Raw genomic sequence first — 14,105 nt, 5'->3', positions numbered from 1 at the left:
TGAATTTCGTAGCATATTTTCAAGGATAGTGCAGTTTTCGAAATGGGAAAGTTCTTATTATGAATAAAACAGGTTATGCATCGGATCCATTTTATCTTCTCCATGAGACAGAGCCTCACCCTGAAAATCCCGGTCGATTGACTGCCATCCAAAACCGGCTGGAGTCTTCTGAATTCTACAATAACCTTATTCCAATACAACCCCGCAAGGCCACTCCGGAAGAAATCGCCATGGTGCATGATTCCGGATATGTAGCAAGTGTTGAAAAGAATTGCGCGAACGAGGTACGCAATTTAGACGCTGACACAGTAATTTCCACAAACTCCTACGAAGCAGCGTTGTTAAGTGCCGGGGCGGGATTAACCGCCATTGACAAACTCGTTGACGGGAGTATTCAGAACGCTTTTTGTGCTGTCCGGCCACCGGGCCATCATGCCGAACAGGACCATGCAATGGGTTTTTGTCTCTTCAATAATGTGGGAATCGCCGCCCGCTATGCACAGAGCAAAAAAGGGTTGGGTAAAGTTTTCATTTTTGACTGGGATGTCCATCATGGCAATGGCACCCAACATTCGTTTTATAATGATGCATCCGTCTATTATAGCAGCACCCACCAATACCCTTTCTATCCAGGTACTGGAGCAGAAGGAGAGACTGGAACAAGTGATGGATTGGGCGCCACTTTAAACCTACCGATGGATGCCTTCTCAGAGGATGATGACTATTTATCCGCGATAGAACACAAACTGATTCCGGAAATACAACGATACAAACCCGACCTGATTATTATTTCAGCAGGTTTTGATGCTCATAGAAATGACCCTTTGGCTCAAATTCAACTGACCACCGACTGCTTCGGCGAAATGACAAAATTACTGATGAATGCTGCAAAGGATGTATGCGATGGAAGAGTACTCTCTATGCTTGAAGGCGGCTACGACTATGACGCGTTGAGCAGCTCAGTTCGACTCCATATACAAACATTATTAACTCTCACTCAGTAAACAACCCTATGCTACAGCAACATATTCGAAATTTTACAAACAAGGTGATCGAAGTGCTTAATGTAGGTTCTATGGAAATGATTAACCTGCATGAAGATACCTTGACACCGGACTTTGTTTTGTTAGGGCTGTTAGAAAAAGAGAATTCCATCATCGCAGAAATCCTTGAAGCCACTTATCCTCATGATAATGAGCTTTCGCAAAAAATCATCGACCAAACTTATGCTCTGCAAAAAGACCAGCCAAAATTCCAGGGTTCGGCCATAGGACATATCCAGGTTCCCAAAGAAACCGAGTATTTATTTAAATCAGCCTAGGACCAGGCAAAAAAGCTAGGTGACAAATTTATTGGGCTCGAAGCATTGTTCCTGTATTTCTTCGACAAAAACACAGGCCCCATGTATGACCTGTTAACTGAAATGGGAGTCACTTACGACAAGGTCAGAAGCGAAATCGATACCATGCGTGAGGGAAGAACCATCAGCGAAAAAGATACGGAGGGTAAATCTGACATTCTCGAGAAATTCACTACGGACCTAACCGAACTGGCTCGTAAAGGAGCTTTGGATCCTGTCATAGGAAGAGAAAAAGAAATTAACCGTATCATCCAGATACTCTCCCGAAGAAGAAAAAACAATCCTGTAGTTATTGGCGAACCTGGTTTTGGAAAAACTGAATTGGCAAAAGCCCTGACAGAATTTCTTTTGGATGATGAAAATAGATTGATTCGACTCGGCATGTCAGAGTACATGGAAAAACATTCCGTATCAAAGATAATTGGCTCGCCACCCGGTTATGTCGGATATGACGAAGGAGGCCAGCTAACTGAAAAAGTCCGCAGACACCCCCTACTCTGTAATTCTACTGGACAAATTGGAAAAAGCACATCCCGATGTCTTCAATATTCTGCTACAACTACTGAATCACGGCAGACTGACAGACGCGCATGGTCGTATTACCAGCTTTAAAAACGCCATAATCATTGGCACATCAAATATTGGTTCGAAATCCATTTCTGAACCCAACAAAGGGATCGGGTTTGCCAAAACCGAGATCACCAGACAGTTTGAAATCATCAAAAGTCTGGTGATCAATGAAGCAAAAAAACTATTCAAGCCTGAATTCCTCAATCGGCTAGATGATTTGATAGTTTTTCACACCCTGACAAAGGAAAATATACGTGCCATTGCTGACTTAATGATTTAAAACCTCAACAAACGACTCAATGATAAAAACTTGTCTATCAGTGTAAACTCCAAAGCCATCGACAAACTCGCAAAGGATGGTTACATTGAGATTTATGGAGCTCGACCTTTAAAACGTCTGATAGAAAATGAGATAGAAAATCCGATTTCCATGAAAATTTTGACGGGTGATTTCAAGTTTGGCGATCAAATAAACGTTTCACTTAAAGGTGGGAAATATCATTTCTCCACAAAAAAATAAAACTTACCCTGTTACCCTCTAAAGTTCCGTGCTCGGTTAATCTTCAACAAATCGACTAAAGGTTTTGAAAATAAATTCCGATAAAATTGTTTTAGACTTTATGCTTTGCCTGCATTAAAATCTATTGAGTGCAAATAAACTTAGAAAATAATGATGGACAAACAATCCAAGTCTGACAATAAATTTTCCTTGATTGCAGAATTCTGCGATTTTCTTAAAACCCGGAAAAAGTGGTGGCTTGGACCCATTGTTTTCATCATGCTGTTGATGGGCCTTCTTATTGTTCTTACAGAGGGCAGTGCCGTTGCCCCCTTTATTTACACCTTATTTTAAATCTTATCTTGACTAAACTTTCCATCGTCATACCGGTATATAACGAGCACGATACGCTCAATACTCTGGTCTCCAAAGTAGAGGCCGTGGATTACACTAAAGAGATCATCCTGATTGATGATTTTTCCACAGATGGGACAAGAGATATCCTGAAAGAATATGAAGGACGTGAAAATTTTCAGGTCCTTTACCATGACCACAACATGGGTAAAGGCGCGGCGTTGCGAACCGGGTTTTCGAAAGTCCAGGGAGATATCATCATCATACAGGATGCAGACCTTGAATATGATCCTGTTGATTACGAAGTATTGCTGAAACCTATTCTTGATGGCAGAGCCGATGTGGTGTATGGATCCCGGTTTCAGGGAGGAACTCATCGGGTATTGTTTTTCTGGCATTATCTTGGCAACAAATTTCTAACTACCCTCTCAAACATGTTCACTAATTTGAACCTTACCGATATGGAAACCGGCTACAAGGTCTTCACAAACAAAGTTAATGACACTTTGACCTTCAAATGTAACCGCTTTGGATTTGAACCTGAATTTACCGCCAAGGTAGCGAAAAATAAATTTCGGGTCTATGAAGTCCCTATTTCTTATAGTGGAAGAGACTACTCGGAAGGAAAGAAAATCACATGGAAAGATGGTTTTGCCGCCATCTGGTATATTTTCAAGTTTAGAATCACAAATTAATCAAGCTTAACAATCATCAAACTTTTCTCCACAGTGTGGGCAAATTTCATCCTGCTCACCCACTTCAATCGAGCAAGCTGAGCATACCTGAACGTTTTCACGCTCCTTCAGCAAACGATGACCTTGTTCAAAATCTTCACGTAATACCCAAAGACGGACCTTCATGAGATCTGCAACGGGTGCAGGCTCTGCATGGAAAGATATATTTTCCAACTGGCAAGGAATGCCCTCGCTTTCCAGAAACCCTCGCATAATATGTGCTTTGGATTCATCTAACACCGTGCAAAGGACCACAAGGTCAGGAGCTTCCTTTTGTTCTATTGGGAAAGTCAACTCCATGCTGCATTTCGGGCAATAATTTGAATTGCCAGAAAATATTTCATCACACCTCGGACAATTCTGCATACAATAATATTACAGCACTTCATAAAGGTCATAAAGCACGTTTACCGCTAAACAGGAACTCATATTTGGTATAATTGCAGTCTAACCCAGCATCTCCGCTTATCGAAACATGACATCCCTGAAACATGTAACAGAAAATGTATTCAACCTGAGAAAAACTGACCGAATAATTGGGTTTTACCTCTATGATAAATTTGGTCAATCAATTGCCAGAATTGATGCCATCCTGGTTGATAGTCAGACTTATCAAAGTTTTTACCTGGTTATAAACCTGGGTGGATTCCTCAAAGTAAGTGGAAAAGCAGTGGTCTTGCCGATTGAGGTTTGTGAGGTACAGGATTTGGGAAAGGTGAAAACCGAGTGGAGAAAAGAGTCCATGCTGGATGCACCTTCTCCCGTCGATGTCTTGAGCATAACAACTATGGAAGAAGAATTGATACGTGATTATTATGGCCTTTCAGTGCAAAGAAAGGATATTTCCAAAGGTCAGAAAATATAAGCACGCTTTCCCAAAAATAAATATTAAGTTCGTTTCAATAGTCTGCGTACTCCTTCATGAACATCCTTTACAGTGATATCTTCAAGGCAATATGGCTTGTAGAGAGGGGAAGGTTTGCATTCTTTAAAAAACCTCTGCCTGCAAGGCGAACAGGAAAAATTTCTAGTTACCGTCTCCTGCTTCTCGGGAGGCATATAGGGGCCTGTTGTATTTGGGCTGCCTGGTCCAAAAATTCCCAGGACTGGAACTCCAACCATTGAGGCCAAGTGCATCATACCGCTGTCATTGCCAATGAACATCTGGCTTTTTTTAAGTATGCCTGTGAGCACTCTTAAATTAACCTGGGGAATAACTTTTATTGCTTCTGATTGTCCAAAATTTCTGATCCTGTTTAATAATTCCAATTCATTTTCCGTGCCTAATAGAACCACCCGCATACCATCTTCCTTAATCAATTTCTGACACAATATACTAAATCTCTCAGCATGCCAGCTTCGCTCAGGTTTCGAAGTTCCCGGGTGAAGGGTGATGAACTCCTCATCTTCATTTAATCCCATATCCAATAAGACTTCACGAGTCGTGACATCCTCTTCCTGTGCCTGAATAGCATCAAAACCACAATCGGGAGTATCCAGTTTCAAATCTGAAAGGATTTTAAAATAATATTCCACACGGTATTGCGCCTTTTTTAAGTGTGTCGTTGTAGTGACAGGATGAGTGAGAAGAATATCTCTTGCATCCGTGTTATAGCCCAAACGGCATTTCGCGCCTGCAAGAAATAATAGAAACGCAGAACCAAAGGAGTTGGGGAACACCACCCCAACATCAAAGTTATACTTTTTCAGGCTTCGAGCAAATTTGGCCTTTTCCCAAAATCCGTTTTCCGGACCAGAAGGCAAAGTTAAAACCGTGTCAACTGCAGGGTGCCCAAGAAGCAGTTCATCGGAAGGAGATTTAACAACAACAAAAATCCGTGCAACAGGATAAGCCCGGCGCAAGGACTGTATTACTGGTAATGTCAAAACCACATCGCCTATCCAGTTGGGCATCCATAACAAAAAGCTTTGGATGTCCTGGCTGTGAAGTGGACGTGAAATATCCATAACCCTGGTAATTAATAGTTATCGGTATGCCACCGCCGGCCAGCGTAAGCCAGCAATGTCTTTACTAAGCAGGCAAATCACTTAGTCCAGGAAACCATAGTTTTCTGCGTCCTCGGTAGTGAATCATTTAACTCTTTTTATCCTGGCTCCCAAAGAGGACAACTTTTTTTCCATACTTACATATCCACGATCAATATGGTAAACACGGGAAATTATGGACTGACCTTTTGCCGCCAGTGCCGCCAGCACCAGTGACGCGCTGGCTCGCAGATCAGTTGCCATCAAGGGAGCCCCTGAAAGCTCTTTCACTCCATTTATGATCGCAGTATGTCCATCCAGTGTAATATCTGCGCCCATCCTTTTTAATTCTGCCACATGCATAAACCGATTCTCAAATATTGTCTCCATGATAATACTCTGTCCACGCGACAAAGTCATTAGTGCCATAAACTGAGCCTGTATGTCTGTAGGAAAACCGGGATAAGGATGGGTTTTGGCATTGACAGCAATTATGGGTCGCCCGCCTCGGACTCGGATCGAAGTATCCCCAACTTCCACATCAACCTGAGCTTCCTGCAGTTTGAGAATAATGGGTTCTACATGTTGCGGAATACAATTTTCAATCAAGACTTCCCCCTGAGTTATAGCCGCAGCAACCATATATGTGCCTGCTTCAATGCGGTCAGGGAAAATATGGCACTCGATCGGATTCAGCGATGAGACTCCCTGGATCGTGATCATATCTGTTCCTTGACCAGTAATTTTTGCTCCGGCCCGATTCAGGATATCAGCAAGAAACACAACTTCTGGTTCCTTTGCCGCATTTTCTAATACGGTTTCCCCTTCAGCCAGTGATGCCGCCATCATCAGGTTCGCAGTGCCTGTCACAGAAACAGTGTCAAAGTAGAATTGAGTCCCTTTAAGAACATCAACAGCGCCATGAACGTAGCCCTGTTCCAACCGTACCTTTGCCCCCATTGCCTCCAATCCTTTAATATGGAGATCAATAGGACGTTCCCCGATAGCGCAACCTCCCGGTAAAGATACGCGGGCACGGCCTAATTTTGCCAACAAGGGCCCCAGGACCAAACAGGAAGCACGCATTGTAGAAACCAGGTCATAGGGTGCTTCCGGGTTATCCGCGCAGGACGTATCCAGAATAATTTTTTCTTTTTGGTTATTTTCGACTTCAACTCCCAAAGCTTTCAAGAGCTGAATCATTGTTGCCACATCACGGACTTTGGGAATCCCGCTAATAACATTCCTTCCACTAGTCAAAAGTGTTGCTGCCAGTACAGGGAGAACGGCATTCTTGGCGCCGCTTATCTTTACAATACCTTCTAAAGGTCTGCCTCCTTCTATGACAATTTTATCCATTAACAACCCTTTTGCATGCCAGAACCACTCTGTCATAACCGGAATAATCCTGCACCGCTTGAATATCCTGGTACCCGGAGCAATTTCGCATTAATTCGATTACTGGAGCCGCCTGGTTATGCCCAATTTCCAAAGCCAACCATCCTCCTATTTGCAGCTTTTTCCATGCCATTGGAATGATATAGCGATAATAGTCCAAACCATCTCGCCCCCCATCCAAAGCCTGGACCGGTTCATATTGTCGAACCTCAGGCATACATTGAATTATGTTTTTTGATTCTATATAAGGTGGGTTAGAAACAATCAAGTGGTAAGGACCCTGCCAGTCCTTTTTCATAAAATCAGCAGCCATAAAGCAAATCCGGTCTGCCACATCATGCAGAAAGGCATTTTTTCTGGCAACCTCTAGATTTGAACTTTCAATCGCCGTTATTTTGCATTGAGGAAGTTCTCGTGCCAGAACAACCGCGAGGACACCTGACCCTGTACCCAGATCAAGAATGTTTGTTGGAGAAGATTTTTGCTTCAGTAATCCTAAACATTGTTCAACCAGAACTTCAGTTTCAGGCCTGGGGGTCAATACTTTCTCATTCACTACAAATTCTAGCGACCAGAATTCCTGGATACCAGTAATGTGAGAAACAGGTTCACGTAAGACCCTCCTCTCAATGCTTGAACAGAATCTTTTTATCTGGCTACGAGTCAGAACCCTTTCAGGATGTGTCATCAGCTCCGTCCTTGAAATATCAAGACCAGCTGCCATTAAAATTTCTGCATCCAGGCGAGGGGAAGCAACCTCAGCCCGCAAAAGTTTTTGCTGAGCCCAATCGAGCAAGGAAGAGAGCGTAGAACAATGATCCATGGCTGTCTCTTCAATAATCTCCACACTATTCTCCTTTAAGAGCCTGTGCCTGAAAATGAAGTGTCAGTGCCTCAATAATCTCCGTAAGGTCTCCCTCCATCACTAAAGACAGCTTGTGGAGAGTCAGGCCAATTCTGTGGTCAGTCACACGCTCCTGGGGATAGTTGTAAGTACGAATACGTCCACTACGGTCTCCAGATCCCACCTGTTGCTTACGTTCACTGGCCATAGACTCCTGTTGCTTCCTTTGCTCCTCATCATATAACCGAGCCCTTAAAACCTTCATGGCTTTCTCCCGGTTTTTATGCTGTGATTTTTCATCCTGGCATGTAACGATCATTCCAGTAGGGATATGGGTCAACCGGACCGCTGAATCGGTAGTGTTGACACTCTGGCCGCCTGGACCCGATGAACGATAGACATCTATTTTTATATCTGCCGGATTAATCTTGATGTCTACATCCTCCACCTCCGGCAAAACTGCAACGGTCACAGCAGAAGTGTGAATGCGTCCCTGGCTTTCTGTATCCGGAACTCTTTGAACTCGGTGAGTCCCCCCCTCGAACTTCAGCTTGCTATAAGCACCTTTTCCTACAATGCTGAAGATAACTTCTTTAAATCCTCCCTTGGCGGACAGACTGGAGCTTAAAATATCCACCTGCCATTTTTTTTCCTCGGCGTACCTTGAATACATACGGAACAAATCACCAGAAAAAATTCCCGCCTCTTCACCTCCGGTGCCAGCGCGAATCTCCACAATAACATTGCGGTCATCACGAGGGTCTTTAGGAAGCATAAGTATTTTCAGATCTTCTTCCGCTTTCTGTTTCTGGTCAACCAGTTCGGCAAGGTCTTCTTGAGCCATTTCGAGCAGTTCCGGATCCTGCTCTTCTTCCAGGATCTTATTATTCTCGTCAATTTGCTGGCTGATTTTTTGGAATTCCTGAAATCGCAGGACTATAGGCTGCAGTTCAGATTGCTCTCGAGCGTACTTCTGAAATTCTGACTGTTGGGAAATTATTTCAGGATCACTGAGAAACTGGTTGAGGTCATTGTAACGCTTCTCAACAGATTTCAGCTTATCAAACATGGGTGGTTTCTAGAAAAAAACCCCAGAAGCGGGGTAAAGGGAAAAGAGGATGAACTCGCTTATTGTGGATTCGCAGTTTCCTGTGCTTTAGCCGGTTGTGCCTTGGCGTATTTGCGTTTGAATTTCTCAATGCGACCAGCAGTATCCACAAGTTTCTGCTTACCGGTGAAGAACGGGTGGCACTTGGAACAAATCTCCACATGCAGATCTTTCAGGGTTGTATGGGTTTGCACTTCGCTTCCACATGCACACCGCACTGTGGTCTCAAAATATTCAGGATGAAGGCCTTCTTTCATTATCTCAATCTCACCGTCAGGAGTTCATAGTGGCCAGAAATTCGGCGTTGGTTTTGGTTTCTTTAATCTTCTGTAAGAGAAGGTCCATCGTATCATGGATGCCCATGGGGATCAAAACTTTTCTCAATAACCAAACACGTTGGAGGTCTTCCTCCGGCAGCAAAAGCTCTTCCTTTCGAGTACCAGAGCGGTTGATGTCGATTGAAGGAAAAGTTCTCTTATCAGCCAGTTTGCGATCAAGGACAATTTCCAGGTTACCCGTTCCTTTAAATTCTTCAAAGATAACATCATCCATGCGGCTTCCCGTGTCAATCAGGGCCGTGGCGATGATGGTCAAACTTCCGCCTTCTTCCAGATTCCGGGCGGCACCGAAAAAACGTTTCGGTCTTTGCAGTGCATTCGAATCCACACCACCTGACAAGACTTTTCCACTTGGCGGTACTATGGCGTTATAAGCCCTCGCCAAACGGGTGATACTATCGAGCAGAATGACGACATCCCTTTTATGCTCGACCAGTCTCTTGGCTTTTTCAATAACCATCTCGGCAACCTGCACATGCCTTTGAGCCGGCTCGTCAAAAGTCGAACTGATGACCTCACCGCGAACCGAGCGCTCCATGTCTGTCACTTCTTCCGGCCTCTCGTCAATTAGTAAAACAATCAACGCAACTTCCGGATAATTCGTGCTGATGCTGTTTGCAACAGATTGCAACAACATGGTTTTTCCCGTTCTTGGAGGCGCAACGATCAATCCCCGCTGCCCCTTGCCAATTGGAGTCATCAGGTCCATCACGCGGGCACTGTAATCCTTACCTCCAGGGGTCTCCAACCGGATCCGCTCCTCAGGATATAACGGTGTCAGGTTGTCGAATAAAATTTTATCTTTCGTTTTATCCGGATTCTCAAAGTTGATGGCTTCAACTTTCAATAAGGCAAAATAACGTTCGCTATCCTTGGGAGGACGAATCTGACCAGAAATAGTATCACCGGTACGCATGTCAAACTTACGAATCTGTGATGGCGATACGTAAATATCGTCAGGCCCAGGAAGATAATTGTAAGTAGGTGCCCTAAGAAAACCAAACCCATCCGGGAGTATTTCCAGCACTCCCTGACCAAACATCAAGCCATCCTTTTCAGTCTTGGCTTCCAGAATCCTGAAAATGAGGTCCTGCTTTCTAAGCCCGCTGTGGCCCTGAATCTTCAGTTCCTTGGCTATGTTGGTGAGTTCTGATATGGTTTTGGCCTTGAGTTCTTCTATGTTCATCTGGGTCATGGTTTGTCGCTTCTTTGAGGAGGGTTAGGTTTGATTGTTCTCTTAAATTGTTACGCCCTTGGAGTACATTTCAGGTTCAAAGACGGGGAAGATTTAATAATAGTCCGGTGTTTTTATTAATTGCAGAGTTTGTCTTATGATTAACGGCGAAAGCACGGAAAAAATTAGCTTGGTACTGACTGGTTTTTTTGGGAATTTTTATCTGGGAGCTTTCGGAGTTAATTAACTTTATCCAGTTCTATGCTTTTTGTCAACTCCTTTTATCAATAATAGGTATCACCCTGGTCATCCCCTGTCAAAATCCATGCAGTTTCATGTATCCATCGATATCCATATTATTTCACATATATTTTCGTCTTTTATTTGCCGTGAAATTTATGGATAACCATGCCCACAGATGCCGCTTCCTGTTAGACTGAGCAAATGGAATTAACAATTATGGATTAATAGAAGATGTCGAAAAGCAATTCTCAGTTCAAGATTTCTTCAGCAAGCTTCGAGCCGGCGTATATGAAATTATTCCGCTCTGGTGAGCTTTATCGCCGGTCCCGGCAGGCCTTGCGCCATCTGGAAAACTGTATGGTATGCCCACGAGATTGCGAAATCAACCGTCTTGAAAATGAAAAGGCTGTATGCAAAACCGGTCGGCATGCCCTTGTTGGCAGTTATGCACCTCATTTTGGAGAAGAGGATTGCCTAAGGGGTACAAATGGAAGCGGCACGATCTTCTTTTCCCTCTGCAATCTTAAATGCGTGTTTTGCCAGAACTATGACATCAGCCAGGATGGTGAAGGCATTGAAGTAAGCCCTCAAGACCTCGCAGCCATGATGCTCAGCCTACAACAACGTGGCTGCCACAATATTAATTTTGTGACACCCGAGCATGTTGTCCCACAAATCCTCGAAGCTTTGCCTTTAGCGGTACAAATGGGATTGAGACTTCCTCTTGTTTACAACACCGGGGCTTATGACTCTATGGACAGCATGCGTTTAATGGATGGCATCATAGACATTTATATGCCCGACTTCAAATACTGGGACAATGACCGTTCACAAAAATATCTTAAAGCCAAAGACTATCCTGAAACTGCCCGTGCTGTTATAAGGGAAATGCACCGCCAAGTGGGAGATTTATTGCTGGATGAAAACGGTCTGGCAAAAAGAGGCGTGCTCCTGAGACACCTGGTAATGCCTGACAATCTTGAAGACACAGAAAACATCATGGCTTATATTGCAAGAGAGGTGTCTCCCAACACTTATGTCAATATCATGGGACAGTATTTTCCCGCCGGCAAAGTAAGCGAAAGTAAATACTCCGAGATCAATCGCCGTCCCAGGCAAGCTGAAATTGAGACCGCAGAAAGTATCTCCCGGCAATACGGTCTATACCGCTTTGACAAACGTTCTAATGATTAGCAGTCATTCAAGGAAGGACATGAAGCGTTTGTTTGATAGTTTTTGCATATGGAGAAAATTTATTTTTTTATACTCAGGCAACATGAGTTGAAGGTATCACAGCCCGCGTCCAATTGGGCTGCATACCGCCATCTGGAAATTGTAATTTGACTATGCAGGGTCAGAAAGGCAAAATAGCCCTTGATTGAATCTCCCTGATAATCAGATTCATTTTCTTCAATATTTTATTCTCTTAACCCAGCAAGGATCCATTCATGGCAAAGAAAAAGAGCAAGCGAGACGACACCAGCCAATGCGAAAAATGCCTTCCGGCTTATTGTTGCAATTATTTCGCTTTCGGAATTGATGAACCTGAAGACCGGCGTGACTATGAAAGTTTATTGTGGAAAATCGCGCATGAAAACGTTTCATTCTACATCTACCGGAACGACTGGTACATCATGATTCACAACCGGTGCAACTTTTTAATGCCCGACAATAAATGCGCCATTTATGAACATCGTCCCTATATGTGCCGTGAACATAGTACAGAGTCCTGCGAATACACAGGTGACGACTATGGCTTTACCGAGCACTTTAAGAGCTATGATGATCTTTTGAAATATATCAAAGAGAATACGAACTACAGATTTAAACAGGACCCCACAGGAGTTCCCCCTAACTGTCTATAGTGAGGGATGCAACATCAAGGAGCGCTTTTCTGTCTTTTTTGTACGAGATGAGACCCGGCTCCTGCCGGGCTTAGCCAATAGGGATTATTTCTTCTTTTTATCTTCAGACTTTTATTTAGATTCTTTTTTAAAGTCTGTTTTCTTTTTCTCAGGATCAGCCTTCGCTTTTTTAGGAGCCGTTGCTTTGGGTTTTTCTTTGGCTGCCGTTTCTTTTGCTTGCGGTTCGGCTTTCTTCGTCACTTTTGGTTTGCTGTCTTTAGCTTCCTTTTTAGCCTCGGCTTTTGCTTTTGGTGCCGCCTCACCTTCACGGTCAACCAGTTCAATAAACGCCATTGGGGCATCATCCCCTTTGCGATGGCCTATACGAATGATCCGGGTATACCCACCAGGTCGGCTTGCATAACGCTCCGCAAGCGGCCCAAATACTTTTTGAACAGCATCTTTAGCAGGCACCATTTTAAAAGCTTGACGACGGGCATGAAGTGTACCCCTTTTACCCAGCGTGATGGTTTTTTCCACCTTGCCCCTCAACTCCTTGGCTTTAGCCAAAGTGGTCTGGATACGCTCTCTTTGGATCAGAGCACCAACAAGGTTTCTGAACAATGCTTTCCGATGAGCAGAGCTCCTTCCAAATTTTCTACCTGCTTTTAAATGCCGCATGGTTGTTTATCACTCCTGTTATAGCTTCACTTAAGCAGAACCGCTAAAGATCAACTTCGGTATCTATTTCCTTTTTCTTCTGGGCTTGAATGATCTGCTTGAGATCATCCTCATCGACCTTCATACCCAAATGAAGACCCATGTCCTCTAAAATTTCCTTAATCTCATTGAGAGATTTTCTACCGAAGTTTCTGGTTTTAAGCATTTCACCATCCGTCTTTTGAACCAGTTCGGCAATAGTCTGGATATTGGCATTTTTGAGACAATTATAGGACCGCACTGAGAGCTCCAGCTCTTCAACACATTTCGCCATATTTGTCAGTAACTTTTGTTTTTTCTCATCAACTTGAGGCTGTACCGGTTCCGGCTCTTCATCGAAGTTGATAAAGATCTGCATATGGTCTTTAACAATCTTGGCGGCATGAGCCACTGCATCTTCAGGCGTAATGCCTCCATTGGTCCACAATTCCATAACCAAAGAGTCATAATCCGTAGATTGACCAACACGTGTATTCTCCACATGATAGGTGATCTTCTCAATTGGAGAGAAACTGGCATCCACTGGAATCATTTGAACTGACTCATTTTCAATGTTGTGACGGTCAGCAGGAACATAGCCCCGGCCTTTTCTCACGATCATTTCTATTTCGACATCGGTACTTTGATCAATCGTCAAGACAGGAAGATCAGGGTTCAGAACCTCTATATCCGGATCAGCTGAAATGTCTTTAGCGCAAACCGTACCCGGCTCTGAAGCTTTGATATAAATCCGTTTTGAAGTCGCGTCACCGGTCAGCTTGAGGTTGACCTGCTTTAAGTTTAGTATAATTTCCGTAACATCCTCGACCACTCCAGGAATAGAGGAAAACTCATGAAAAATTCCCTCAAATTTTACGGCTACAATGGCGGCACCTTCGATGGATGACAAGAGCATCCTTCTCAATGAATTACCGATTGTCACCCCATACCCGC

Annotated in this window: 19 protein-coding genes; 10 read left to right on the top strand and 9 right to left on the bottom strand. The window is 43.7% G+C overall.

The window, feature by feature from the left end; all coding sequences use genetic code 11:
• Positions 1-59: 59 nt before the first annotated feature.
• The 7 genes from F3741_01220 to F3741_01190 all read left to right on the top strand — a co-directional run bounded on the left by F3741_01220 (position 60) and on the right by F3741_01190 (position 3,478).
• On the top strand, positions 60-1,004 hold the full coding sequence (locus tag F3741_01220; protein ID MZG29419.1) for a histone deacetylase: 945 nt from the start codon (positions 60-62) through the stop codon (positions 1,002-1,004).
• An 8-nt stretch (positions 1,005-1,012) separates the two neighbouring features.
• Positions 1,013-1,321 carry a hypothetical protein gene (locus F3741_01215; GenBank protein MZG29418.1) on the top strand — a complete coding sequence of 103 codons (309 nt, stop codon included), beginning with the start codon at positions 1,013-1,015 and terminating at the stop codon, positions 1,319-1,321.
• A gap of 81 nt (positions 1,322-1,402) precedes the next feature.
• Positions 1,403-1,972, top strand: a complete 570-nt coding sequence (locus tag F3741_01210; GenBank protein ID MZG29417.1) for an AAA domain-containing protein — start codon at positions 1,403-1,405, stop codon at positions 1,970-1,972.
• Positions 1,830-2,210 (top strand): AAA domain-containing protein, encoded by a 381-nt coding sequence (locus tag F3741_01205; protein MZG29416.1) that lies wholly within the window; start codon positions 1,830-1,832, stop codon positions 2,208-2,210. Before F3741_01210 ends, F3741_01205 begins: the two co-directional genes overlap by 143 nt.
• Before the next feature lie 30 nt (positions 2,211-2,240).
• Positions 2,241-2,450 carry a hypothetical protein gene (locus F3741_01200; protein MZG29415.1) on the top strand — a complete coding sequence of 70 codons (210 nt, stop codon included), beginning with the start codon at positions 2,241-2,243 and terminating at the stop codon, positions 2,448-2,450.
• Positions 2,451-2,603: 153 nt separating this feature from the next.
• Positions 2,604-2,783: a hypothetical protein gene (locus tag F3741_01195; GenBank protein MZG29414.1), complete on the top strand. Its 180-nt coding sequence runs from the start codon at positions 2,604-2,606 to the stop codon at positions 2,781-2,783.
• Positions 2,784-2,791: 8 nt separating this feature from the next.
• The gene (locus F3741_01190) at positions 2,792-3,478 is read left to right on the top strand and encodes a glycosyltransferase family 2 protein (protein ID MZG29413.1); all 687 of its coding nucleotides are present in this window, start codon (positions 2,792-2,794) and stop codon (positions 3,476-3,478) included.
• 6 nt (positions 3,479-3,484) lie between these two features.
• Here F3741_01190 and F3741_01185 read toward each other — a convergent pair whose 3' ends face one another.
• Entirely contained in the window at positions 3,485-3,883 is a 399-nt protein-coding gene (locus F3741_01185; protein ID MZG29412.1) for a DUF2007 domain-containing protein, read from the bottom strand.
• A gap of 109 nt (positions 3,884-3,992) precedes the next feature.
• On the opposite strand from F3741_01185, the gene F3741_01180 reads away from it, so the two are divergent.
• A complete protein-coding gene (locus F3741_01180) occupies positions 3,993-4,382 on the top strand; it encodes a hypothetical protein (GenBank protein MZG29411.1) in 390 nt (129 codons plus the stop codon).
• Positions 4,383-4,405: 23 nt separating this feature from the next.
• On the opposite strand, the gene waaF is transcribed toward F3741_01180, so the two are convergent.
• The 6 genes from waaF to rho all read right to left on the bottom strand — a co-directional run bounded on the left by waaF (position 4,406) and on the right by rho (position 10,386).
• Positions 4,406-5,485 carry a lipopolysaccharide heptosyltransferase II gene (gene waaF / locus F3741_01175; protein MZG29410.1) on the bottom strand — a complete coding sequence of 360 codons (1,080 nt, stop codon included), beginning with the start codon at positions 5,483-5,485 and terminating at the stop codon, positions 4,406-4,408.
• A 123-nt stretch (positions 5,486-5,608) separates the two neighbouring features.
• Entirely contained in the window at positions 5,609-6,862 is a 1,254-nt protein-coding gene (gene murA / locus F3741_01170; GenBank protein MZG29409.1) for a UDP-N-acetylglucosamine 1-carboxyvinyltransferase, read from the bottom strand.
• Positions 6,855-7,748, bottom strand: coding sequence for a peptide chain release factor N(5)-glutamine methyltransferase (prmC, locus tag F3741_01165; protein ID MZG29408.1), 894 nt, complete (start codon positions 7,746-7,748; stop codon positions 6,855-6,857). Before prmC ends, murA begins: the two co-directional genes overlap by 8 nt.
• Position 7,749: 1 nt before the next feature.
• Positions 7,750-8,814, bottom strand: coding sequence for a peptide chain release factor 1 (gene prfA / locus F3741_01160; protein ID MZG29407.1), 1,065 nt, complete (start codon positions 8,812-8,814; stop codon positions 7,750-7,752).
• 59 nt (positions 8,815-8,873) lie between these two features.
• Entirely contained in the window at positions 8,874-9,110 is a 237-nt protein-coding gene (gene rpmE / locus F3741_01155) for a 50S ribosomal protein L31 (protein ID MZG29406.1), read from the bottom strand.
• A 16-nt stretch (positions 9,111-9,126) separates the two neighbouring features.
• Complete coding sequence (gene rho, locus F3741_01150; protein ID MZG29405.1) at positions 9,127-10,386, bottom strand: transcription termination factor Rho; 1,260 nt, start codon at positions 10,384-10,386, stop codon at positions 9,127-9,129.
• A 453-nt stretch (positions 10,387-10,839) separates the two neighbouring features.
• Here rho and F3741_01145 point away from each other — a divergent pair, with 453 nt between their 5' ends.
• Together F3741_01145 and F3741_01140 are read left to right on the top strand one after the other, a co-directional pair.
• On the top strand, positions 10,840-11,802 hold the full coding sequence (locus tag F3741_01145; GenBank protein ID MZG29404.1) for a radical SAM protein: 963 nt from the start codon (positions 10,840-10,842) through the stop codon (positions 11,800-11,802).
• A gap of 254 nt (positions 11,803-12,056) precedes the next feature.
• The gene (locus tag F3741_01140) at positions 12,057-12,473 is read left to right on the top strand and encodes a YkgJ family cysteine cluster protein (protein ID MZG29403.1); all 417 of its coding nucleotides are present in this window, start codon (positions 12,057-12,059) and stop codon (positions 12,471-12,473) included.
• A gap of 111 nt (positions 12,474-12,584) precedes the next feature.
• On the opposite strand, the gene F3741_01135 is transcribed toward F3741_01140, so the two are convergent.
• Complete coding sequence (locus F3741_01135) at positions 12,585-13,133, bottom strand: 50S ribosomal protein L17 (GenBank protein ID MZG29402.1); 549 nt, start codon at positions 13,131-13,133, stop codon at positions 12,585-12,587.
• A gap of 43 nt (positions 13,134-13,176) precedes the next feature.
• Positions 13,177-14,105: DNA-directed RNA polymerase subunit alpha (locus F3741_01130; GenBank protein MZG29401.1), on the bottom strand; the 929-nt coding region annotated here is incomplete at its 5' end.

This window comes from Nitrospinota bacterium (assembly GCA_009873635.1).
Taxonomy (GTDB): domain Bacteria; phylum Nitrospinota; class Nitrospinia; order Nitrospinales; family VA-1; genus LS-NOB.
Note: the sequence above shows the minus strand (reverse complement) of the source record. Positions and strands in the feature narration are given on the sequence as shown.

Coding starts and splice junctions, on each gene's coding strand:
- F3741_01220 (MZG29419.1), top strand. CDS start 60: ATGAATAAAACAGGTTATGCATCGGATCCATTTTATCTTCTCCATGAG.
- F3741_01215 (MZG29418.1), top strand. CDS start 1,013: ATGCTACAGCAACATATTCGAAATTTTACAAACAAGGTGATCGAAGTG.
- F3741_01210 (MZG29417.1), top strand. CDS start 1,403: ATGTATGACCTGTTAACTGAAATGGGAGTCACTTACGACAAGGTCAGA.
- F3741_01195 (MZG29414.1), top strand. CDS start 2,604: ATGGACAAACAATCCAAGTCTGACAATAAATTTTCCTTGATTGCAGAA.
- F3741_01185 (MZG29412.1), bottom strand. CDS start 3,883: ATGCAGAATTGTCCGAGGTGTGATGAAATATTTTCTGGCAATTCAAAT.
- F3741_01180 (MZG29411.1), top strand. CDS start 3,993: ATGACATCCCTGAAACATGTAACAGAAAATGTATTCAACCTGAGAAAA.
- waaF (MZG29410.1), bottom strand. CDS start 5,485: ATGGATATTTCACGTCCACTTCACAGCCAGGACATCCAAAGCTTTTTG.
- murA (MZG29409.1), bottom strand. CDS start 6,862: ATGGATAAAATTGTCATAGAAGGAGGCAGACCTTTAGAAGGTATTGTA.
- prfA (MZG29407.1), bottom strand. CDS start 8,814: ATGTTTGATAAGCTGAAATCTGTTGAGAAGCGTTACAATGACCTCAAC.
- rpmE (MZG29406.1), bottom strand. CDS start 9,110: ATGAAAGAAGGCCTTCATCCTGAATATTTTGAGACCACAGTGCGGTGT.
- rho (MZG29405.1), bottom strand. CDS start 10,386: ATGACCCAGATGAACATAGAAGAACTCAAGGCCAAAACCATATCAGAA.
- F3741_01145 (MZG29404.1), top strand. CDS start 10,840: ATGTCGAAAAGCAATTCTCAGTTCAAGATTTCTTCAGCAAGCTTCGAG.
- F3741_01140 (MZG29403.1), top strand. CDS start 12,057: ATGGCAAAGAAAAAGAGCAAGCGAGACGACACCAGCCAATGCGAAAAA.
- F3741_01135 (MZG29402.1), bottom strand. CDS start 13,133: ATGCGGCATTTAAAAGCAGGTAGAAAATTTGGAAGGAGCTCTGCTCAT.